Below are 23391 nucleotides of genomic sequence, written 5' to 3'. Positions count from 1 at the left end.
TTTAAGCGAAACTAACTACTGGTTATCAATCAATTATCAAACAAAAAAAGTTTGCCAATGTGACACGCCCTCATTTTCTATTTATATAAAACAATGAATATACCCAGGAGAATTAGAGATACTCTACAATATGAGTAACCGTCAAAACATCATCTTCATATTGTAATATTTTTTCAACACAACCGTTTTCATTGAAAGAGTATTCATAACGGTAATTGGACGTCTCATTCCCTTCTTTTGTTTGACAAGTGAGCACTAAATTTTTGTTGGGTTTCCCAAAATACGAACCATTGTAAAGCTCATCGTAAAAATGGTAGTCTCCAAGATAAGAAGAAAAATCAAAATCAACTTTATTTTCTACGGAAGAATAAGTAAATTCGCTCGTACTTTCGTACACCTCACCGAATGCCTCAACAACTTTTACAATATTTCCGTCTCTCCATGTAAAGATGTGAATATCACCGTCTGTATATTCCATTTTCTGTAATTGATCAAGGTTGTCATAAGTGTATGCAATCTCTTCATCTTCACTCTCTCCTTGTACGATATATCCGTTATCATTCAGTTTCCATATCTCCTCCCCGTCTTCAAGCCCGTTCACTACGATTTGGTTACTTTTATAAGTATAGGTAACAATCTGGTTTTCATCATACACGCATTTAATCATTCTGCCTTGACTATCGTAACTGTATGTACGAATTTCATCTTCATCTTCGTCCTCGTGAAAGTGAGCTGTAATTTTACTTACCTTATAACCTTTTTCGGTATCACCATTACCATCGTCATCAGAACAAGCGGTAAATCCCAAACTGCAAATCATTACCCATAAATAAACAAACATTCTTTTCATAATTTCCTCTTTTAAGTTATACATGATAATTTTATTTAGACAGAATCTTTTCAAACACTGCTCGTTTAAGATTTTGATTTTCTCCCGTATTGAATTTATAATTACGAGAGGGATGATGGATACAATAGGTTGGAATACCATTTAACGTGGTTTCCTGAATTAAATTATATTTTTCCACGGGGGTAACCAACAACGATTGTAGAGGCTTATCAAAATACGGCCGCAAATTATCTCGTGCAGGAATCCCCATTAATAGTAAATGTTTGGGAGATACTAGACGGATTAATTCCATGTTCTTCTTCACGCAAAATTGTAACGCTTCCCGTCCACCCTGATTCATGCGTTTTCGTAATTCTTGGAAATTACCCGTGTTGAAATATACAATGTTCGTGATCACTGCTTTTTCAAAGACAGGACGTAAAATTGGTCCGGAAAACAACTCGCACAAACTTCTCATACTCCCCCAACCATCATTTACAAGAAATTGGTTATGATCACTAATTCCCAAGTTATTTGCAGTACGACGTTCCCGTCCTTGTTCACGATTCATCGTTGAATATTCTTTATTTCCCCCAGGATTACTACCAATAATCATTAGTTCGGGTTGAAAACTTACGTTAGATTGGAAAGCATAAAAGTCCATGTCCATGTTGTAGGTAGGATTCGTGACTATCTCGTGACAACCATCCGCCACTTCCCGCAACCAACGATTTAGTTTTTGAGTGAATTGATTTTCCATAAATTAAAGTATTAAGTATTATAATTCAATAATTTCCACATACAAAGGTGCTAATATATTTATATCTTGCCCTTTCTTTTTATAAATTGTTTTTAGATTGGGATTAGAATAACAAGTCAATTTTTCTAAAGAGGTACAACTGCTAACATCTAAAGTTGTGAGTTGATTATCATAACACCATAATACTTTCAAAGAAGTACAACCACTAACATTTAAAGTCGTGAGTTGATTTCCATAGCAGTACAATTCTTTCAAAGAAGTATAACCACTAACATCTAAAGTTGTGAGTTGATTTCTAGCGCAGTCCAACTCTGCTAGAGAAGTACAACCACTAATATTCAAATTCGTGACTTGATTGTCCCAACAATCTAATTTTTCTAAAATTGGACAATCTTTGATAGACAACGAATATAATTGCCCCTCCTCTATCGAACCCCAAGAAACAGATTGCAACTTTGTACAATTCTCTATTTCTAAGAATTTTAATTGAGTAGTACAACCATCATGAGAAATATTACTAAGCTTCTGCAATCCGCTATTATTACTTATTTTTAAAGATTCCAATTGTTTAGGAAATGACAAGGAAGCCAATTGAGGACAATTAGTAATCTCTAGATTTTGAATGGGATTATCTCCACACAATAAAAATTTCAAGTTCGGGCAGGAATTTACATCCAAGGAAGCAAGTTGATTATTATCACATACAAGATCTTCTAACATTGCATTTTCAGGTAAACCCAATTTCGTGATTTGATTATCGTCACAATATAAGGATTTTAGATCTTTATGATTTTTCAAATCCAAAGTTGTTATTTTATTACTAGAACACCACAAATATTCCAAGCCCAAATTTCGAGAGAGATCCAATTCTGCCAATTGATTAAATCGACAATCTAAAGACATTAAATACTTATTGTGGCTTACATCCAATTTCTGTAAACCAAATTGTGAATCAAAATTTAAAGGACAACAAGACAAAAGTCGAAGTTCTGGGAAATAGTTCAAACCATCGAGATTCAAATAATTGCCTTGTATAGCAATCCCCATTACCTCACGTGCCTCCGAAACGGATAAATACCCATCATGATTTTTGTCATAGTTTTTGAGTAAATACTTTTGGAGTTCTACATCTGAGAAATTCAAATTCCCGTCCTTGAAACTTTGGGAGAAATAAACGGTATCAGAACAAAAACGTCCAGCGTTTATCACCCAGCGGGTAATTCGGTCTTCGGTGTCAGGATTCGCTTTTGCCAGTACTTGTACATCAATATCCCCGAATCCCGAGAAAACGGAAGGTTGACACCATGCATCTGCCGCCGTGATTGTCCACGTGTAATTGGAAACGATAGACAACGTGTCTGTTCCCCCATCCGAAGAAAATAGGAAACGAGAAGATGAGATCGAAAGAGTTGCCTGTTCTTCCGGTATATCCGGCAAATCCGGTAAACCGGAATCTTTATCCTTGCTACAAGCAAAGCAAAAAAGAATGCACAATAAAAATAAATAAGATTTCATAAAACATTTCTTTCTTAGTTCAATGCCATTATTAGATTCCTCGATACTAACTTAACTTTTGAAAATTGAAATTACTAGTCGTACAATGACATGAAGACACGGTGACACCGTACTTGTTTTTTATCGCCTCGATAATGTGTTTCGCCTGTGGTTTAGCACTTGTATTCTCCATGATGATTTCAACGGTCATGCCTTTAACTAATTGTCCTGCATTTTTCACGACATCAACTTTCCACAAATATTTAGCCATAACAAACATATTTGTGCTTTCAATTCCCAGAAAAGCAGTTAAAAAAAGAGAAGCGTGGGAACTTTCAGTTTATTCACTTTGAGGTATCGCCAAACACCTTGTTACAAATAAACAGTCACCCCACGCTAAACCAGTATATATAACAGAATTGTATATATGGCAAGCATGAGCGTTTGTACCGTTTATCCCTGTAACTCAAAAATTGGCGATTTTCAAAGTGAGGATAAAAACTAAACGCCTTTTACTAAATATGTTACTGCCCAGATCACTCTAAACAGTACACAAAAATAAATAATAATTGGCATTTTACAAACACTCACAGGGGTGACTGTAAGGCAAAATTAGGCTAATCAACGGAATAAAAGAATTTATTCTCAAGATTCCCTCTGCACCCACAAAAGAAAAACCCTCTCAATCATCTGACCAAGAGGGTTATCTTTCGATTTTTTGTACCCAGGGCGGGAACAAACCCATAGAAAAACAAGAAATCAAAAGCAACAATTACATCTGATTTGCAAATAATTACATTATTATATTTTTCTCTTAATTTCATAAAACATTCTTTTTTTTGTTGATTTTTGCACCCTATTTGCACCCCCGGAAAAAATATTATTATACCTTTGCAAACAAGGGAAACAAAGGTAAATAAGATTGACAAAAAATGGCAAAGAATGACACAAAAGTAACAGATAACCCCAAATTAAAAGAAAAAACACTTTCTGATGGGCAAATAAGTTTGTATTTAGAGTATTATTTAGGCTATTCAAAGCAATATGATGAGGAGAAAGATAAAGAAGTGGTAAAGATTATCAGGAAAAAAGAATTTTTAAATCTCTATATCTGGCAAGCCCCAAGAACCCCACTTGAAAGACAACAAAACCGGGAAACGTTGGAATTAGCCAAAAAGATCAGGTTTGAACGAGAACAAGAACTTAAAGCGGGGAAATTGGGGTATCGGCTAGACAAGAAAGATAGCATCAATTTCTTGGATTACTTTCAAAACTACATCGACAATTACCAAAAGAAAGACGTTAGGGTTATCATGATGGCTCTAGCTAAATTTAAAGCGTTCCTTGCAAAAAAACACCCCATTTATGCCAATTTCATCAAACCTAACAACCTAAACCGGGATTTGATATTAGAATTTGTTGAATACTTGCAAAGTATCTGCACGGGAGAAGGGGCACATACCATATTTCAACGATTCAAAAAGGTAGTCAAGTATGCCGAGGAACATGATGTAATACACAAAAACCCATGCAACGGTATCACTTGCAAAATAGACGATCAAGTCATTAAAAAGGACATTCTAAGTCTTGAAGAGATTGAAATGTTACTAAACACCCACTATCAAGGCCAAAACCCCGATATAAGAAGATCTTTTATATTTTGCCTTTACACGGGCATCCGCTTTTGTGATGTTGTGGGGTTAAGGTTTTCAAACGTGGATTATCCAAACAGGCTTTTATCATTTGAGCAAAACAAGACAAGCGGACACAGCAAGGCTAGTAACGTGGTGATACCTTTGAATGATGGCTTAATTTCCCTCATTGGGCACCCCTCGTCACCTGATAACATGGATGAGGTAATATTTAAACTTCCCTCCCATACCATGTGCCTAAAAGCGTTAAGACACTGGACGGCTAGAGCCGGGATCACAAAACATATTACTTGGCATTGTGCCCGTCATTCATTTGCCGTGAACATCCTCAACAACGGAGCCAATATAAAGACCGTGGCTAGCCTTTTGGGGCATTCTGGACTAAAACACACGGAGAAGTACACCCGTGCCGTGGATAAGTTGAAAGAGGATGCAATAAATAGTTTACCTGAACTTAAATTATAAACCACATGGAAGAAACAGGAATAAGTAACAAACCTAAACCAAGTAAAGAATGGATGGAGCTACAAACCCAATTTGTTAGTTTGTGTGAAGAGCAAGAGGCGTTATATAGACCAGACTTTGAAAAAGTATTTAAAGCAATATATGAAATAGATAACAGCCAAGAGAGTGTGTATAATACAAACGGCTGGAATATTGGTTGTACTTTACCCGATGAAGCAAACCAAGACACAATACAAAAAGCACTTGAAAAAACAGGGTTTGCCAATGATGAGGCTTTTTGCAAAGACTTTTCCAAATATGCAAACATTGTAATAGTAGGTAAAAAGAATATGCAAGAAAGAGCCGCTTTGAATATAAAGGAAGAAATGGAGCGATGCCAGCCAATAACCAAAACTAATGAATGGCAGTTTATACCAATAAGGATTTTTGCCTCAAAAGAGATAATGAGCAATGTAATAAATCCAATAATGGAAAAGAATGCCAAAGAGGGTAAAGGGCTGTATGGCAACATCACTGATATTCCAGAAGAAGATGAGAGTTTAGATGAATGGTTTGATATAGAAGCCTATGGAATTAAGTGCAGCTTAGAATCCCTTTATAGAGATTTACAAAATTATGGTGTTGTGGATAGCGTGTTGAAAAATGACACAATAAAGGAATATTATTTGAAAACTATAAAGAGTTTGATATATTTCATTAGGGATAACACAGATAAGCCCAACAGAATAAGAAACCATATATCAAGTACTTTAAAAGAATTAGATGATATATCCACCCTGGGATTATTACTACAAATACTATTATTACAAGGGCTTATAAAATGGTTTGAAGATGTAGATTTGAAAGAAAGTGATAACGGTTACAAGGAAGCGTGCAATCTAATTCAATGGATAGGGGAACAACTAATGAAAAAAGAAATAAGATTTTGCTATTATAGATGGGGAGAGGGCGATAAAGAATATCTAAAACCTCTTTGCAACTATCTTCTTTCAACTGAAATAGGGGAATTTGTACAAGATCTCCTCTTTAAAAAACAAATAGATTGTAGTTACATAATTGACGGTGAGCATGAAACAAGAAAAATACCCAAAGAGGCCGGAAATAATGAAAAAACAACAGATAAGATAAGTTTACCAAGTGAATTAGACACAGAGAAAGCCAGAAAATATTTTGCCAAAGCTATTAATGTGGGCTATATGAAGAAAGAAGATAGCAACTATAAATGGATGTATGGAGGCGAGAAAGGGCAAGCCAGATTAGGGTATTTTTGCAATAAGATATACAGTTCTCCCAGACCTATAAATAAATTAGAGGAGTTTTTTGGTGTAAAAAAACTATCTGCATCTATAACCAACGCTGATAATGAAGCAAAAAGAGCCGATGTAAAGAAGTGGAGAAATGAAATGAACAACAATATTTTCAATGATTAGACACTAAAAGTAAGTGTTTTTATAGGGGCTATGAATAGACTATTTGTAGCCCCTTTTCTTATCTTTTTTTACCCTCTACCTTTGCCCTTGTAGTCTGATGGATAGCAAGTGCAAGACTATTCCAGAAGATTACACAGGCAAAGACGGGGAAGTCTTGCACCTTTCCCCAGACAGCCCAAACCCTCTAAATAAAAAAGGCATGACAGAGGATTTAAAACAGGTTGCCAACGAGGTGACAGCTAACACTATATTTTGCACAAAGGAAGTATTAACGAGTGACGAGGCAGCCCGCTACATGGGTATTTCAAAGAGTTATTTATACAAGCTCACGATGAGGGGCGAGATACCACATTTTAAACCGATGGGAAAGATGTGTTATTTCAACCGAGTAGAACTAGAGCAATGGTTACAAAGGAACCGAGTAGCCACGAGTGAAGAAATCGAGCAAAAAGCGCAAAATTACTGCATGAAGAAAGGAGGTATTCTATGATCACTCCAAATATACGCTACTATGCCAAGATGGAAGATTGCACGGGATCCGGGAAAATACCCAAATACGTAATAACAACCGAGGCGGGGTATTACCCACCGATGGAAAAAATAACAGGTAGGGACGGGAAGGTATCAATGTATTTGCAAGTGAGCAAGGATAGCGGCAGCAAGAAAGATAATGCCCCATCCATGAAATTACAAGCTAAAAACAGCCTCAATTTTACTGGGTTAAAAGAATATTTCATTAATGGAAAACTAAGCGGTTACGCTTATGGTTATCCTCTGGCAGACAAAAACTACTCTAAAGATAAAAAGCCTAACCCGTTTTTTGAATACCGGGATGACGGTTTTCTCTTCATCATTCATCAAGATAAAACAGCGACAACAACCAAAGATCAAATCAAACCCGACATTATAGAGTTGATTGTACTAGAGGGTGCAAAAGTATTGATCGCTTCATATTGCAAGCAACTCATGATGGGAGGTTTTGACGAGGCTATAAAGGCTTTAAGGGAGCAAGCAAAACGGGTGGAAGCCTCGACCCGGTAATATGTAACTTGTACCCAAAATTTGGTAACAATGTACGACAAGGTAAAGTTATGGGTGATGAGGACAAGGGATACCCCCGATGTTAGTAATTTCCTTGATAAAGCAAAAGATCACGTGGATCATGAAACGGGAGAGGTTTGCACCTTTGGTAGCCTGGAGGGGTTGAAAGTGTCAATTTACACGGGTGGAATCTCTATAATAGGGAGTTTGGCAAAGTTTCTTTATCCAAACAACATTTACCCGTTAGATCGCCACGGCACGAGGCAAGCGATAACAAAGCTATCGGATAGCCTGCATTTGGACGTTGCCGATGCCAAGGTTACAAGCATGGAATTTGGACGAGCTTTTGTGATGAGGCACCCGGTAGAGAATTACCTTTCAAAATTGGGAAACACGCCAAAGTTGTTGAGGTATCATTTTGACGTGGGGACGCTTTACTACAAACCCCAAAGCCCACGCCAACACAAGGTACTAGCTTTTTATGACAAGAAAGCAGATGCAAGGGTTAAAGGGATGGTTTTACCAGATGGATTTGATAACGCTAACTTGTTAAAGTATGAAATGAGGTTCAACGGGCGATTACCCCAACAAATGAACGTGCCAGAGGTTACCGCCTCAACCCTATCAGAAAGTGTCTTTTACCATCTGATGGTGAGAAAATACCAAGAAAACTATTTTGCAATATCCAAGTTAAACCAAGTAAAAACAGACATCATGAGCGAGATTAAGACCGTTTCCGACGCTTTTGACGTGTTGGTTGCTCGTCTTATCAACCAAAGCGACCAAACGCAAATAGCGACTTTTATGGAAGAATTGAAAGAGGCTAAAGTTTTTGACGATAGGAAAAGCTACACACGGCTAAAGAAAAAAATACAAGACGTGGCAACCAAGGCGGGCGTGACCGTTTCCGATGGACTGGTCAAGGAACTAGACGATGAAATTAAAAACGTGGGGGCTTACGTATAGTTACCACGGGTAATATGCAAGTTGTTACCAAAAATTGGGTACAAGTGTACCGTTAAAAGTAAAAATGACACTATTAACATAATCACAAATCGAGTGAGAAGCAGAACATGGGAAAATATCGTTAGGGTGTCTTATAATAAGTGGTAGATGTACCCAAAATTTGGTAACAAATTCATGAATTGGGATGAATGACCAAAAATACATCAAGTGTTAAAACGATATTTTGGAACGAGAACAAAAACACCACATCATGCAAAAGACAGGAGAGGATAAAAACTACGTTTATTTCATGGATCACTTTCAAGATACCCCAGTACAAGTGATGCAAGACGAGAAAACCGGGGAGATATTTTTCAATGCCGATGATATTGTCAAGATCCTAGGTTTAGGGGATAACATCAAGGAGTTTCTTGGAACCGACAGGGGGCTAGACTTCATCAACGATTTCAAGAGGGATCATCCCGGCATTGACGTGTTTGGGAACAAGGGAATGATCAGGGAAGTGATAAAGGATTAACTAGAGCTTCACCTCATCAACACTTTCAAGGTGATACAATGGTGAGGATTGCAAGGACTACAACAAGGGGAAACAAAAAAATCACGGCAAGATTACGGCAAGGGTGTCACCAGAACGGGATAAGGTTAGGACAAGGGTAAAAACAAAAATTGGGTCAAGGTTAGGTCAAGGGTAAAAGGGTAACATCACGGTAAGAGTAAAAATATTATTAACACAATTCAATTTTAAAATTTATGGAACCAATTAAAAAAAACGGGCTTGATAGAGAGGTCAAGCGTCATGAAATGAATGTTGAAAAAATCCAGACGATCGTGAACGACATGATCGAGATGGGATTTGTTTTTGAAACCGGGGAATTGAGGGACTTGGGTTCATCGTGTGTGATCTTGCATGATCGAGCAATCGAGATGGCGCAAAAAGATTCATCAAGAATAAGAATCAGTTTCAAGCGTGATGCCGATTATAAAGAAACGCTGTATAGATTGAACGAGGCCATCGAGAACAACGCTAAAGAATTGAAAAATACTCTATTACATCACACGTCTACCCCCTTGGAGATAGAGGCGTTTGAGATCAACGGGGGTGTTGTGAGCGTTTCCCTTGATTGGATGGAAAGCAAGGAGAGAGAATACACGATCCTACCGACAGGAGAACGGGAACACGCCCTGCAACTTGTTGACAACGTGAAAAAGGCGATTGACGAGTTAAACACGTTTGTTGTAGGTAACGACAATTTTGGCAAGGGAATCAGTACCTCACAGGATGGCCGCAGGTGCCTATGCTGGCTAGACGGTGACGGTAATTTCCATGAAGATAAAGAAGCGTATGAATTTATTTAAACCGGGAAAACATGACAACGAGCGAGAGAAAGAGATTTGACGAGCTGCAAAGGCGATTAAGCGAGAACCCGTCAAGCAGGATGAGTTTTTTTGCCAACGTGACAGGGATAGAACAACCAGAACTCGCCAACAATCCCTATGATAACTGGGCGAGACGGGCAACGTTTGAGAACAAGGCTATTTGCATGTATCTAGGGATAGAATACAACGAGGATGATTTTACCACGTCTGGCGAGGCTTTGGCTCGATCGTGGGCGCAAAGTTTACCGGGCAAGGAGTGATATGAAAACAACATTCATCTACATATTTCTTGAATTAAATTTTGAGCATCAAGAGAGAATAGCTAGATTTGCTACCCCTAAATCTACTAGCGATCGCCTAAAGCGGTTGTAATGAACGTATTTTGCCCTTTGCATGGTGGTGGTAGTGGAAACACCCACACGGCAACTAGTAGAGCCGAGGACACCTAAACAATGGGCTTTTTTTATCCCTAAATTTACTAGAAATGAAATCACAAGACACTTACACGAACCTAAAGAACTGGCCGTGCAACCTAGAGAAAATCCATGAAGATGCAACCAACATCATGTACGTTGACAATTTTAACGGGGATAAAATATTTATTCACGTGCAACAAGGCGGCAAAATCTACATAGAAGTACCAGCCGAGATTGAAAAAGGCAATATCATCAACGATTACATTAAAACCGTCTGTAAACCGTCTATTTTCAACAATAACGGTGACAAGGTTTGCCGATGGCGTTTTGGTAACGATTGTATTATTTTTAGGTTGGAAGAATCGGGGTATATGTATGTTTCAAGCAATAAAATAGAGCTGGTAAACCTTTATTGTGAACCCGACAACGTGAAACGGGTTAAAAACTTCCTCAACAGATACTAACATCACCCATCCAGTTTGCAAGCGTCCCCGGTCCAATCATGGCCGGGGATTTTATTCATGAAATCAAGCGTTAAACAAGCGTTGACAGAATAAAACCTGATGCGTCAAGCTTGAACGAGCAGCAAAACACGTGATCCCGTTTTGTTACCGATTTTATAACCACATTCATCCTAACAAGAAAATAGATCCTAGCAGGATTGATTTCCCTTTTATTTCACGTTGTGGTTGAAATTTGCACCCTATTTGCGCCCCGCAAAATCAAAATCCCCTCAAAATCAAATGATTAAGAGGGGATTTTTGTACCCAGGGCGGGAATCGAACCCGCACGTCTTTAAGGGACACTGGATTTTGAGTCCAGCGCGTCTACCAATTCCGCCACCTGGGCGTGAACTCGGGTGCAAAAGTAGATGTTTTTTCTCAATCTCCAAACAAAATGACCTTTTTTTTACAAGAAAAAATAGAAAATATTTACAATAACATTTTTACATTATCATAATATCAAGATAATCAAATAGTTTTCATTCACACATCACTCTATTGAAAAAAGACGAGAAAAGTGGGCAAGCATATTACGACCTGATTACACCCCTGAATGAACTTTGGAATTAGATTTAGACGATCTCCCTGTTGACAAATCAGCTATTTTAACGTAAGTCCGATATAAGGATTAAATTATTTTTTTCGAGTATTACAAGCATAGAGATAAAAGCATTCGATATGTATTGTATCATTTCATACTATATAGAGGCACTGTTAAAACAACAAAAGTATAACAAATCAGGATCACTAGCAGATCTCTACCGTGTATAAAATTTTTAGTAAGCTATTAAAATGCTATTAGAACGCTATTCTGTATAGCGTTTTAATAGGGTTTTAATAGCGTTCTAATAGCGTTCTAATAGCGTTTTACACGGTAGTGATCCGGATGTAATCCTGTTTCAATCTTGATTTCGTGTATTAAATCGGACTATATACCGGATTATTTTCCCATAACTCTCTCCTCTAATTCTTTACAAGTCCTCGCGTGGTCGCTCTCCTTGTTTTATGTTGATTTATTTCGAACTCATGTTATTTTAATTACTTTTGCAAGAGATACAAAAGCAACATGAAAATTATAGTACGATTTGTTTTTACCCTGTTATCATTTCTTCCACTTTGTCTTTCCGCTCAACAAAAAGGAGTCGTGAAGGGGCGAGTTGTCGATAGTAAAAACAATGAACCCGTACCTTTCGCCAACGTGGTTATCTGGAAAACAACTACAGGTACGGCTACCGACGAGAATGGATACTTCCGCATAGAAAATGTTCCACTGGGTTATAACCGCCTGGAGATAAGCAGCGTGGGTTATACCACAAAACTATCGGAGGAATTCTTGGTAAACACCGCTTCGGAACGCACGGTAAACGTGGAGTTGGAAGAAAGCCAAGTCAACTTGGAACAAGTAACGGTCAAGGCCAACCCATTCCGCAAAACAGTGGAAAGTCCAGTTTCCTTACAACGTATCGGGATTGCCGAAATAGAAAAGAACCCGGGAGGGAACCGGGATATATCGAAAGTATTACAATCCATGCCGGGAGTTCTCTCCTCTCCCGCTTTCAGAAACGATTTTATCGTCCGAGGAGGGGGTCCCAGCGAAAACCGCTTCTACTTGGACGACGTGGAATTGCCCAACCTGAATCACTTTGCCACGCAAGGGGCATCGGGAGGCGTGGTCAGTATCGTGAACATCGATTTCGTGAAAGAAGTAAATTTCTACTCGGGAGCGTTCCCTGCCTCCCGGGGAAACCTTATGAGTTCCTTGCTCGACTTCCGGCAAATAGCGGGAAACCCGGACAAGATAAAGGTGCGGGGAACGTTAGGCGCGACAGATTTCGGTTTGTCTTTGGATGGTCCCCTGGCTCCTAAAACCACGTTCATCATGTCTGCACGCAGGAGTTATCTGAAATTTCTGTTCGACATGATCGGCCTCCCCTTTCTGCCTGTATACAATGATTTCCAGTTCAAGGCGGAAACCAAGTTCAACCAGAAAAACGAGTTGACCCTACTGGGCATCGGGGCTTACGATGTCAATAATCTCAACAAAGGGATGAAAGATCCCGATGATGACCAAAGATACATGCTCAACTACCTGCCGGAGAGTGTGCAATGGAGCTACACGATCGGGATTACCTACAAACATTACGGGGATCGTTGGAATCACCTCTTCGTGCTCAGCCGCAGCACCTTGCAAAATAAAATCGAGAAATACGCCAATAATGATAAAAGTCAAACAAAGTTGGTGGATTACAATTCCGGTGAAACAGAGAATAAATTCCGCTTCGAACACAATCATTTTTTACGGCACGATATCAAGTTGAACGCGGGGGCCGGAATCGAACACGCTACTTACAAAAACAAGACAACGAGGGAATTATACACCTCTCGGGAATTGAATCATGTACGCTATGACACGGATTTTGATTTCTTCAAATGGTCCCTGTTCGGGCAAGCCAGTAAAAATTTCTTTTTGGAACGTCTCGCCCTGTCAATAGGGGTTCGGGTTGACGGGAATAGTTATACTGCCGGAATGAATAATCCTTTCAAACATATATCCCCCCGGCTGTCGCTCTCCTACTCGCTCACGCCCGAATGGTTTATCAACGCGAATGCCGGACGCTATTACCAGCTTCCTTCATACACCACGATGGGATATGCCGACGAACACGGGAAATTAGTGAACAAGCAAAACGGATTGAAGTATATCGGGACGAACCACTATGTCATGGGTTTGGAATATCGTCCCGGTAGCCGGACGAGAATCACGTTGGAAGGATTTTATAAAACGTACGACCATTACCCCGTCTCTTTGCTGGATAGTATCGTGCTGGCCAATAAAGGTACCGATTACGTGGCGGTAGGTGACGAACCTGTAAGATCTCTCGGCGAAGGACGTGCATACGGGGTTGAACTGATGATACGCACACAAGAGTTATTCGGGATAGTGGCCTCACTCGCTTACACGTATTATTATTCCGAGTTCAAAAAAATGGATCATGACTTGCACCCGATCTCGGAATATATACCCAGCAGTTGGGACAACCGCCATATTCTTTCCCTCACGGCAACCCGCAAGCTGGGCCTTTGGGATATCGGTATGAAATGGCGGATCGCGAACGGGGCGCCCTTTACTCCTTACAACCCGGAAACCAGTTCGCTTGTCGCGGCTTGGAATGTTAAACGGCAACCTTATCTCGACTACTCTCGTTACAACAGCGAACGGGCATCCTCGTTTCACCAACTGGACATTCGGGTTGACCGGAGCTTTTATTTCAAAAAATGGTCGTTAATCCTGTATGCCGATATACAGAATATCTATAACCACAAGACCAAAAGCCCCGACCTACTCGTTCCACAGGAGAACGCGGACGGAAGTTACAAAATTGACCCCGAACGCCCGGATCACTACCTGATGAGATGCATCAAGAATGACACGGGTACGTTGCTGCCGTCCGTTGGAATTATTATTGATTTTTAAACAAATAACCGATTAATATTGAGAATATGAAAAACATTATTTTCGACCTAGGGGGAGTTGTTGTTGAATGGAATGCCAAACGAGTGCTTGAGACCTTCAAAGGGAATCCTATTCTTGTAAATTTTGTCAAAGAAAACAGTCTTTTCTTGAATGATTGGCAGGACTATGACCGGGGAGACGTCACTCGTCAAGAACTAATCGACAAAGTTGCTCTTCTATCCGGCTGCCCTCCCGAAGATTGTAATGAATTCATTGAACACGTGAAACATTCATTAACTCCCATTCCTGAAACCGAGGCCTTGATTAAAGAACTTTCCACACGGGGATTCAAACTTTATTGTCTTTCCAATATGTCGGCCGATTTCTACGATTACTTGAAAACGCGGGAAGTGTTCAAGTATTTTGACGGGCAAGTCATATCCGCCTTGGAACACATGGTGAAACCTGACCGGGAAATTTATGACTTGATTCTGAATCGCTACCACTTAAAACCCGAAGAAACTCTATTCATCGATGACTTTGAACCAAACGTGAAAGCCGCACAAGCAATAGGAATAAACACGATACATTTCACCGACAGGCATAAAGGCTACGAGGAAATCCGGGAAAGGCTAAAAGAGAAGAAACAACGGGCAACAATTAATTTTTAAACGTAAAAGGATGAAGGAGCAATTAGCGACCTACCTGAAAGAAAAGGTTCTTGGTAAAATTCTAAGAACGGACGATGTGATTTATCTTCTTGATGAAGGAAAGTTGAAAGACGTGTATTCCGACCAAATGATGTTTTCCGATGTGGTGCTTACGGAAAACGGATTACATTTTAACATGACGACAATAGCGAAAGAAAGAGTCTATTTCTTGGATGAAAAAGGAGAACACGTCGGCATCAAGAAGGATTACACCGGAACAAGCGTGTTCCATTACGAACTGGCAAAGCGAAAAAGCACCCGTGAATTTACCGGATATATGCGAATGATCTCGACAACAACAATAGCTCCCGAAATGGATGCGGTTGTACAAGGAGTTTACGACGTGAAACTGGAAGACAACGAATTAAGGTGGAAGGAGCAACAACTTCTTTACAGGGATATGCCTTCTACTGACGGGAATTTTCATCCTGTTGCTTTTGACGCAAATGCTCGTTTTTACATGGAAGAAGGGAAACTAAGATTTGAATACATACCCTTTTATTATGACGTGAATCCCGAATCAATGGCAAGAGAACTGTCGGCAGACAAACTCCCCGCTTTTATTGCCAAGGAGATATAGATTAAATATCTTTTTGCCGCAAGAAATGATAGAACCGCCAGCACATCATTCCCCCGGTAAGCGTTAAGCCCACGGGGTAACCGATCCATATTCCCTCGATTCCCCAATCCAACACGAAACCACAGATATAAGAAACCGGTAACGCGATCACGAAATACCCGATAAAAGAGATCACCGCCATAGAGGTCACGTCTGCCACGCCACGCAAGGCATTGGCAAAAATAATTTGCAAGCTGTCGCCAAACTGGTAGAATACCAAAATAATCATTAACACGGCAACCAAGTTCGCCACGTCCTCTGACGAAGTATATAACCACCCGATATGCTCCCGCACCAACAAAAAGAACACGGAAACCGAGATTGCCAATACTGCAAGTAAATGAGTTCCTGCCAAGGTAGCCCGTCGGACGCCTGTTATATCTCCCCGTCCGAAGAAATTACTCACCCGGATAGAAACAGCCGCTCCGACTCCATAATAGACCATAAATCCTAACGTGGAGATAGAGGCCACCACCTGATGGGCTGCCAAAGGAACCGTTCCCAACCAACCGATCATGATACCACTGATACTGAATAATGCCGTCTCCATCCCCATTTGCAAGCCGACCATCATCCCCATTCTATTCAGTACTTTCAAATCTCCCGTGTTATACGTTGTCCGGTGATAGCCGACAAGGTAACGCCGATAAGATTGCTTTCGGAAAAAGATAATAGCAAAAGCCACGAACATGAAAATTCGCGAAGCCAGCGTAGAAATCCCCGCTCCCGTCAATCCCAATGCCGGAAGTCCCCACACACCATATATCAAGAGAGAATTTCCGATAATATTCAACAGGTTCGCCGACAACATGATCCACATGGAAGTCTTTGTATCCGTGATGCCATCAGCAAACTGCTTGAAGCTATTAAACATCATGACAAACACGAGAGAGGTCAACTGTAACAGAAAATAAGGTCGAATCAAGGGTAACAGCTCTTCCGGTTGTCCCATTCTATCCACGTTCAAGTACATAATTCCCATCGCCACAGAAAGGAATAACCCGATCATAAAGTTTGCCAACAAACTGTTACGCAACAGCCCGCCAACCCGGAACTTGTCACCTCGCCCGAAGAATTGCCCGACCAAAGGGGTCAGGCCGTAAGAAAACCCCATCCCGAACAGGATCGGAATATTAAACACGCTATTCACGAAAGAAGCGGCTGCCAAGTCGGACGTACTGAAATGTCCCACCATGATATTATCCACCAACCCGACAATCACAATCCCCAATTGCCCCAACACGATCGGTATCCCGATTTTGATCGTTGCCGAATAATCTTCTCTATATTTTTGCAGCCAATATCTCATACTTCGTATTTGAGCGGTAAAAATAAAGAATAATATTCTCTTCATAACCTTGTTTTGTTTCTATTTAAAAAAAATAAAAAAACGATGTCATACATTTTAAGGGGGAGGTTGTTCTATTAACAAAAAAGAAGATATGGATTATAACAAGCAAGATATAGAATTTGCATTCACCATTTTGAATCATCGTGAAATGTTGGATGATGAAGAAGTTACAGAATGGTTAAAAGATCCTGCTCACCTAGCGTTAATGACCGACATTACTGTAATCCGACAAAAGTTATCCCATCGAGATTACAAGAAAATGAAAAAAGAAGTCGGTTTACACATCAAACAGGAGATACGAAATGACCGGAACAGACGCCTGATAACTTACTGGAGTTCCAGCGTTGCCGCCATACTTATCATCGGATTATTTATCTATTACAGTGTTGGTTTTCCTGATACGCAAGATGCCATTAACACTAAAACAGAATTTGCCATCATCACTCCCGGCAGACCTCAAGCCCGCTTGATATTACCTGACGGAAACGTGAAAGAACTCGACAATCTCACGCGAACTATCGAGACTCAATTTATTGAAGGAGTTAAAAATGATTCTTTATCAGGTCTAAGTTATTCTCAAGTCAAAATAGATACCAGTAACCTGTCTGCAGCTGAAATATACAACACGTTAGTTGTTCCTGCCGGGGGATTTTATCCCATTGAATTATCCGACGGAACGCAAGTATGGATTAATTCAGAATCGGAATTACGTTTCCCTGTTAAATTTTTATCCGGGAAACGAGAAGTATTCCTAAAAGGAGAAGCTCTTTTCGTCGTAAAAAGAGATAGCACAAAACCATTTATTGTAAATATAAACAACGCTTCTATCGAGGTTTTGGGAACAACGTTCAACGTGAATACATACGCGGATAACCAGTGTATATACACCACTCTTGTCAACGGTTCCATAAAATTCATTTCCAACAAGAATAAGCAGGAAGTCACGCTGAAACCCGGAACTCAAAGTGTCACCGACACGATCACGGGTAACACGAGTATTAGAGAAGTAGACGTGAAGAATTATATCTCGTGGAGGGAAGGACGTTTCATTTTCGATGAAATGAGCCTGGAGCTTATCATGTGTCAACTGCAACGTTGGTATGATATTGACGTATTTTACCAGAATTCGATGATAAAGAAACATAAATTCAGGGGTGTTATAAATAAAGACATGCCCCTCGAAAAAGTACTGGATATGATTTCAGAAGCAACCGATATCAAATTTAATGTGAAAAACAGAACGATTACAATATACAAATAAAGGAAAAACAGGGATTGTTGTCACCAATCCCTGTAAAGTTCCCATATAAAAACTTTAGTAATTATTTAGCACACAAAGTTATGAAAAAAAAACGAAGCGAGAGCTATCCTTACACGTGTAAAAAATTCATCAAATTATTACGAATTATGAAACTCGTGATCTTTTTTCTATGCGTGAGTTTCACGCATTTATCAGCCCGTGTTTATGCACAACAGGCATTAGTCAATCTAAAAGTAGAAAACACTTCACTCATGCAGATACTGCAAGAAGTGGAAAAACAACTCAAACAAGATTTCTTTTTCAGTAAAGAAGAGATCGATGTAAAACAAAAACTATCTGTCAATCTCACCAAAGCGACACTGGATGAAGTCGTAAGAACCATTTTCGGACCAAATTACAAATACCGAATCATTGATAACGTTATCGTGATTTCTCCCGTGAAAGATTCCCCGGAAGAGGTAAAAAAGATCACGATAAGGGGGAAGACCATGGATAAAGACTCCATTCCCATTCCCGGTGTCACGATCAGAATAAAAGGAACCGGCCTGGGCGTTGCAACCGATAAAGAGGGTAAATTCTCGTTGACTTTCCCTGAAATGAAGAATCCGACTCTTGTGTTCACGTTTATCGGTATGCAAAGACGGGAAATCCAGATACAACCTCAAACGACTTTCCTGAACGTGATTATGCAAGAGGAGACCGAAGCATTGGAAGACGTAGTGGTTACGGGATATGCCACAATTCGTAAAGAGAGTTTCACGGGGACTTCCACGAAAGTCAGCAAAGCCGATTTGTTGAAGGTGTCACCTCACAACGTGATAAAAGCTTTGGCGACCTTCGATCCTTCTTTCAAGTCGATCCAAAACAATGTCATGGGATCCGATCCGAACACGATGCCGGAATACTATATCCGGGGACGTTCGGGAACCTCTGAATTGAAAGAACTGGACAAGCTGACATCTGACGACGTGTCTGAATTTGCCTTAAAAAACAACCCGAGTGCCCCGATCTTTATTTTAGACGGGTTCGAGGTTGACATGGAGAAAGTGTACGACATGGATGTCAATCGCATCGAGAGTGTTACGATCCTAAAAGATGCTGCAGCGACGGCCGTTTATGGCTCCAGAGCTGCCAATGGCGTGATCGTTATAGAAACATCGGCCCCCGCCGCCGGAGAGATACGCATCAGTTATTCCGGTACAGCCACGCTTACCGCTCCTGATCTCAGCAGTTACAATTTATTGAATGCAAGAGAGGCTTTGGAAGCTGAATATCATGCCGGATTATTCGAATCGGCAACCAAGGACGACGGGAACGCGGGAGGTCTGATCAATTACGGCAATTTATACAATAATATCATCCGGGGGGTTGATACAGATTGGATTTCCAAACCTTTACAAAACGAGTTTAATCATAAACACTACCTTTATATCGATGGCGGTAGCGAATCTTTGCGATGGGGGCTGAATCTGAACTACCAAAGTAAAGGCGGAGTGATGAAAGGTTCGTACCGGAACGTGAGTGGGGCCGGAATCACGGTTGACTATCGTTACAAAACCTTACAAATCAAAAATCAGGCAACATTAAACCTGATGTCATCCAAAAACTCCCCTTACGGGACGTTTAGCAACTACGTGCAAATGAAGCCCTATTTGACTCCCCGAGATCCGGAAACAGGCAATTATTACAAGATATTCAGTATCTATCGGAATATCCGGTCATCCGTGAGTAAGCCCGTATACATTAACAACCCCCTTTACGAGGCTTCCATTGACAGTTTCGATAAAAGTAAATACAAGGAATTTATTAACAACCTAAGTGTAAGCTGGTATATTAATAATTATTTATTGCTAAAAGGTACATTTAGCGCATCCTTCAAATTACAGGACGAGGACGTGTACGTGGATCCCAGTTCAGGCACATTCAGTAATGCAGATATTTACGAGAAGGGAAGTTATAAAGATGGAGAGATCAGAACCAGCAAATGGAACTTAAACGCCTTACTATCTTACAACAGACAGATCGGCAAACACAATCTTAATTTCACGTTAGGAGTTGAGGCTTACGAAACGAAGTCAAATTCCACGTATGCCTATTATAAAGGATTTGTCGAAGGAGCCGTACCCTCTCCGAGCAATGCCTTGGCTATCAAAGATGAGCCGACATTCCAAGATAGTAATACCCGACGTTTTGGTACTTATCTACAATTCAACTACACGTACAACAATATCTATTTGTTCGATGTTTCCGGACGTTATGATGGCTCGTCGGCATTCGGGGCTAACAAGAAAATGGGTACGTTTTGGTCTTTCGGCGCCGGGATCAACTTCCACAATTACGCTTTCATGCAGGGTGTGGATTTTTTGAACCAATTTAAGATCAAAGCCACTTACGGACAGACCGGTAAAGCTAATTTTAGCCCCTATCAGGCAAGAACGACTTATAACATGTTATACGACGCTCCCTATAAAGATATGTGGGGAATGACATTAAAAGCCCTAGGTAATGAAGATTTAATGTGGGAAAAAGTGCGGAAATTAAATTTGGGTACGGAAATTTCTTTGCTCCAAAATATATTATCTTTAAATGTCGACTATTATCACGAAAAGACCATGGATCAAGTGGAAAACATTTCTATCCCGTCATCTTCCGGTTTCAGCACTTACAAAGGTAATGTCGGCGAAGTATTAAATGAAGGAGTAGACATTAAGATCAACGCCAAAGTCTATTCCTCTAAAAATTGGGATGTCTATCTTTTTGCCAACGCCAATCATAATAGAAATGTCATCACGAAGATCGGAGATGCGTTAAAAAATTACAACGAGCAAATCGATGAATTCTTTTCCAAGTATTCGAAAGATAATACAAACAGCATTTATAGCACACCTTTTACCAAATACGAGGTTGGAAACTCCTTATCCGCCATCTATGGGATGAAATCCTACGGTATTGATCCTGCCACCGGAAATGAGCTCTACATCAAACGAGACGGGACGGTGACTTACACGTGGTCATCAGCCGAGCAGCAACGTCTAGGAGACACTGATCCGAAGATGTCTGGAACTTGCGGTTTAAACCTAAGATGGAAGAACTTGACATTATACTCGACATTCTCTTACAGGTGGGGAGGACAGGCTTACAACAATACACTGGTTGCGGTGGAAAACGTCAACCTTGAAAAATGTAGCGGTGATCGCAGAATCCTAACCGATCGCTGGAAACAAGCCGGAGATGAAGCCACATTGAAAAGCATTAAAGACCGGACCTATGTTACCCGTCCAACATCCCGATTCGTTCAAGACGATAACACGCTAACTTTCAATTCTCTCTCGCTAGGTTATGATTTTAACCGACAACTTGTACAAAGATGGGGATTAAGCATGGTACGTTTACAATTCAACATGGAAGACATAGCGACGTTCTCATCCATTAAGCAAGAACGGGGTACATCTTACCCTTTTGCCCGAACTTTTAATTTTAGTTTGAACATCACGTTATAATACTTAATGATGCCGATTATGAAAAATATTAAAATATTACCGATCGTTTTAGCCTTATTCTTTTCCGGATGCTTATGTTCTTGTAATGATTGGCTAGAAACCGGATCGAATGATGAAGTGCTTGAAGACGATGCTTTCTCATCAGCCAAAGGCTTCAGAAGTGCCCTAATTGGAATTTATAGACTCGTGGCTTCGGAAAATCTTTACGGTCAAGAACTAACTTGGGGTCTTCTCAGTTCCATTAGCTGGAATTATCAACCCGGTTATGCAATACCCAAGTACCGGGGAGCACTTCAACACGATGATTACACCGATAATAATACCAAAACAGTTGTCTCAAGTGTTTGGGGGGCAGCTTACAATGCCATTGCAAATTGTAATAATTTACTCAAACAGATCGAGAGCAGTAATGCTAATTTTGAGTACACGTGGGAAAAAGATATGATTATGGCTGAAGCTCGAGGATTGCGAGCCCTTCTACATTTTGAAATGCTCCGGCTCTTTGCCCCGGCTCCCATTACCGGTTACAAGGGAACGACTATCCCATACGTGACTGACTATCCCAATTTATTGCCCCAGCACAAAAGCATGGACGAGGTGTTAACTTCCATTATCGAAGATTTGGAATACGCAAAACAGACATTGCGCCCCATTGATGTCGACGAACTGCGTAATAAAAGTGTATGGATCGTAAACGGGAATCGAATGGATAATATAGAATACGTACTTTTCCAAGGCGTTTTGAATTTAAAATCCGACGGAACCCGTGAAGGATACGGTAACGGTTTCTTTGCTTTCCGCGGATACCGTTTCAATTATTGGGGAGCTACCGCCCTGTTAGCGAGGGTTTATTCCTACATGAGGGATAATACTAAAGCGGAACAATATGCCGATACGATTTTGAATGACTGGGTGGGGAGTGACAAATTCCATTTGTATTCCCAAAATCCCAAAGCCGCATCGAACCCGAACGCCATAGACGGGAAACGTATCCCGGAACCTCTCATCGCATTCTGGAATGACAAAGTTTGTGATAATTACACCTCGGCCATTAGCAAGATCTATAACAGAATTGTCAATCTTCAATACCTTTTCGATGGTGATTTATCAGATGACTACAGATATACAAATCTCTACAATTCCAGTAATTATCGTTACCGGGTATGGGACGGACAGGATGCCTCTTATTCAACGAACAACTCTATCGTGAACTATAGTAATCCTCTTATTCCCGTGTTGGAATTACCGGAAATCTATCTCATCAAAGCGGAATGTTTAGCTGCCCGCGGTGAAATCGCCGGAGCCGTGGCCCTCTTGAAAGAGATCAGGGACGCCCGTGGTTGCACGAATTCCATTTCCGCTTCAGACTATGATAGTTTCATGGAAAAATTAGTCAATGAAGCAAACCGCGATTTCATTGCCAGAGGACAGACTTGGCATTTCCTGAAAAAACTCAACTGGCCCAAACTTTACAACGGGACTCCCGCAAATAAGACTGTACCAGACGGCTGGTATGTATTACCTATGCCAGATAGCGAAACTGCTTATTATTGATTTTTAAAA

At 40.3% G+C, this 23391-nt stretch carries 20 protein-coding genes and 1 tRNA gene; 15 read left to right on the top strand and 6 right to left on the bottom strand.

Features of this window, described 5'->3' with window-relative positions; translation table 11 throughout:
• Nucleotides 1-112: 112 nt before the first annotated feature.
• From D8S85_RS15620 to D8S85_RS15605, 4 genes are read right to left on the bottom strand one after another with little or no spacing between them, the layout of a single operon-like run.
• Complete coding sequence (locus D8S85_RS15620) at nucleotides 113-850, bottom strand: DUF4595 domain-containing protein (protein WP_158641610.1); 738 nt, start codon at nucleotides 848-850, stop codon at nucleotides 113-115.
• Between the two features lie 31 nt (nucleotides 851-881).
• The gene (locus tag D8S85_RS15615; RefSeq protein ID WP_106481411.1) at nucleotides 882-1589 is read right to left on the bottom strand and encodes a hypothetical protein; all 708 of its coding nucleotides are present in this window, start codon (nucleotides 1587-1589) and stop codon (nucleotides 882-884) included.
• Nucleotides 1590-1607: 18 nt separating this feature from the next.
• Nucleotides 1608-3104, bottom strand: a complete 1497-nt coding sequence (locus D8S85_RS15610; RefSeq protein ID WP_106481410.1) for a leucine-rich repeat domain-containing protein — start codon at nucleotides 3102-3104, stop codon at nucleotides 1608-1610.
• Nucleotides 3105-3150: 46 nt separating this feature from the next.
• Entirely contained in the window at nucleotides 3151-3354 is a 204-nt protein-coding gene (locus D8S85_RS15605) for a peptidase (RefSeq protein ID WP_127075364.1), read from the bottom strand.
• Between the two features lie 661 nt (nucleotides 3355-4015).
• Here D8S85_RS15605 and D8S85_RS15600 point away from each other — a divergent pair.
• The 9 genes from D8S85_RS15600 (at nucleotide 4016) to D8S85_RS15560 (ending at nucleotide 10894) form a co-directional block, all read left to right on the top strand.
• Nucleotides 4016-5200, top strand: a complete 1185-nt coding sequence (locus D8S85_RS15600; RefSeq protein WP_106481408.1) for a tyrosine-type recombinase/integrase — start codon at nucleotides 4016-4018, stop codon at nucleotides 5198-5200.
• A 5-nt stretch (nucleotides 5201-5205) separates the two neighbouring features.
• A complete protein-coding gene (locus D8S85_RS15595; protein ID WP_106481407.1) occupies nucleotides 5206-6630 on the top strand; it encodes a hypothetical protein in 1425 nt (474 codons plus the stop codon).
• A 199-nt stretch (nucleotides 6631-6829) separates the two neighbouring features.
• Nucleotides 6830-7120: a helix-turn-helix domain-containing protein gene (locus tag D8S85_RS15590; RefSeq protein WP_106481406.1), complete on the top strand. Its 291-nt coding sequence runs from the start codon at nucleotides 6830-6832 to the stop codon at nucleotides 7118-7120.
• Nucleotides 7117-7671: a hypothetical protein gene (locus D8S85_RS15585; protein WP_106481405.1), complete on the top strand. Its 555-nt coding sequence runs from the start codon at nucleotides 7117-7119 to the stop codon at nucleotides 7669-7671. The genes D8S85_RS15590 and D8S85_RS15585 overlap by 4 nt, the downstream gene beginning before the upstream one ends.
• A 30-nt stretch (nucleotides 7672-7701) precedes the next feature.
• The gene (locus D8S85_RS15580; protein ID WP_106481404.1) at nucleotides 7702-8637 is read left to right on the top strand and encodes a phage/plasmid replication domain-containing protein; all 936 of its coding nucleotides are present in this window, start codon (nucleotides 7702-7704) and stop codon (nucleotides 8635-8637) included.
• A gap of 250 nt (nucleotides 8638-8887) precedes the next feature.
• A complete protein-coding gene (locus D8S85_RS15575) occupies nucleotides 8888-9154 on the top strand; it encodes a hypothetical protein (protein WP_106481403.1) in 267 nt (88 codons plus the stop codon).
• A 233-nt stretch (nucleotides 9155-9387) separates the two neighbouring features.
• Nucleotides 9388-9993: a hypothetical protein gene (locus tag D8S85_RS15570; protein WP_127075362.1), complete on the top strand. Its 606-nt coding sequence runs from the start codon at nucleotides 9388-9390 to the stop codon at nucleotides 9991-9993.
• 11 nt (nucleotides 9994-10004) lie between these two features.
• On the top strand, nucleotides 10005-10274 hold the full coding sequence (locus tag D8S85_RS15565) for a hypothetical protein (RefSeq protein WP_106481401.1): 270 nt from the start codon (nucleotides 10005-10007) through the stop codon (nucleotides 10272-10274).
• A 224-nt stretch (nucleotides 10275-10498) separates the two neighbouring features.
• On the top strand, nucleotides 10499-10894 hold the full coding sequence (locus tag D8S85_RS15560; protein ID WP_106481400.1) for a hypothetical protein: 396 nt from the start codon (nucleotides 10499-10501) through the stop codon (nucleotides 10892-10894).
• 300 nt (nucleotides 10895-11194) lie between these two features.
• On the opposite strand, the gene D8S85_RS15555 is transcribed toward D8S85_RS15560, so the two are convergent.
• Nucleotides 11195-11279, bottom strand: a tRNA-Leu gene (locus D8S85_RS15555).
• Nucleotides 11280-11999: 720 nt separating this feature from the next.
• Here D8S85_RS15555 and D8S85_RS15550 point away from each other — a divergent pair.
• From D8S85_RS15550 to D8S85_RS15540, 3 genes are read left to right on the top strand one after another with little or no spacing between them, the layout of a single operon-like run.
• The gene (locus D8S85_RS15550; RefSeq protein WP_106481399.1) at nucleotides 12000-14408 is read left to right on the top strand and encodes a TonB-dependent receptor; all 2409 of its coding nucleotides are present in this window, start codon (nucleotides 12000-12002) and stop codon (nucleotides 14406-14408) included.
• Nucleotides 14409-14434: 26 nt separating this feature from the next.
• Complete coding sequence (locus tag D8S85_RS15545; RefSeq protein ID WP_106481398.1) at nucleotides 14435-15058, top strand: HAD family hydrolase; 624 nt, start codon at nucleotides 14435-14437, stop codon at nucleotides 15056-15058.
• A gap of 10 nt (nucleotides 15059-15068) precedes the next feature.
• Nucleotides 15069-15677, top strand: coding sequence for a hypothetical protein (locus D8S85_RS15540; RefSeq protein ID WP_106481397.1), 609 nt, complete (start codon nucleotides 15069-15071; stop codon nucleotides 15675-15677).
• A 1-nt stretch (nucleotide 15678) separates the two neighbouring features.
• Here D8S85_RS15540 and D8S85_RS15535 read toward each other — a convergent pair whose 3' ends face one another.
• Nucleotides 15679-17025, bottom strand: a complete 1347-nt coding sequence (locus D8S85_RS15535; RefSeq protein ID WP_106625136.1) for an MATE family efflux transporter — start codon at nucleotides 17023-17025, stop codon at nucleotides 15679-15681.
• A 133-nt stretch (nucleotides 17026-17158) separates the two neighbouring features.
• Here D8S85_RS15535 and D8S85_RS15530 point away from each other — a divergent pair, with 133 nt between their 5' ends.
• The 3 genes from D8S85_RS15530 to D8S85_RS15520 all read left to right on the top strand — a co-directional run bounded on the left by D8S85_RS15530 (nucleotide 17159) and on the right by D8S85_RS15520 (nucleotide 23382).
• Complete coding sequence (locus D8S85_RS15530; protein WP_106481396.1) at nucleotides 17159-18328, top strand: FecR family protein; 1170 nt, start codon at nucleotides 17159-17161, stop codon at nucleotides 18326-18328.
• A gap of 80 nt (nucleotides 18329-18408) precedes the next feature.
• Nucleotides 18409-21828 (top strand): SusC/RagA family TonB-linked outer membrane protein, encoded by a 3420-nt coding sequence (locus D8S85_RS15525; protein WP_240648697.1) that lies wholly within the window; start codon nucleotides 18409-18411, stop codon nucleotides 21826-21828.
• Nucleotides 21829-21846: 18 nt separating this feature from the next.
• Nucleotides 21847-23382: a RagB/SusD family nutrient uptake outer membrane protein gene (locus tag D8S85_RS15520; protein ID WP_158641609.1), complete on the top strand. Its 1536-nt coding sequence runs from the start codon at nucleotides 21847-21849 to the stop codon at nucleotides 23380-23382.
• Nucleotides 23383-23391 lie beyond the last annotated feature (9 nt).

Source organism: Butyricimonas faecalis (assembly GCF_003991565.1).
GTDB classification, from domain to species: Bacteria; Bacteroidota; Bacteroidia; order Bacteroidales; family Marinifilaceae; genus Butyricimonas; species Butyricimonas faecalis.
This window is presented reverse-complemented; position numbering and strand designations above follow the sequence as displayed.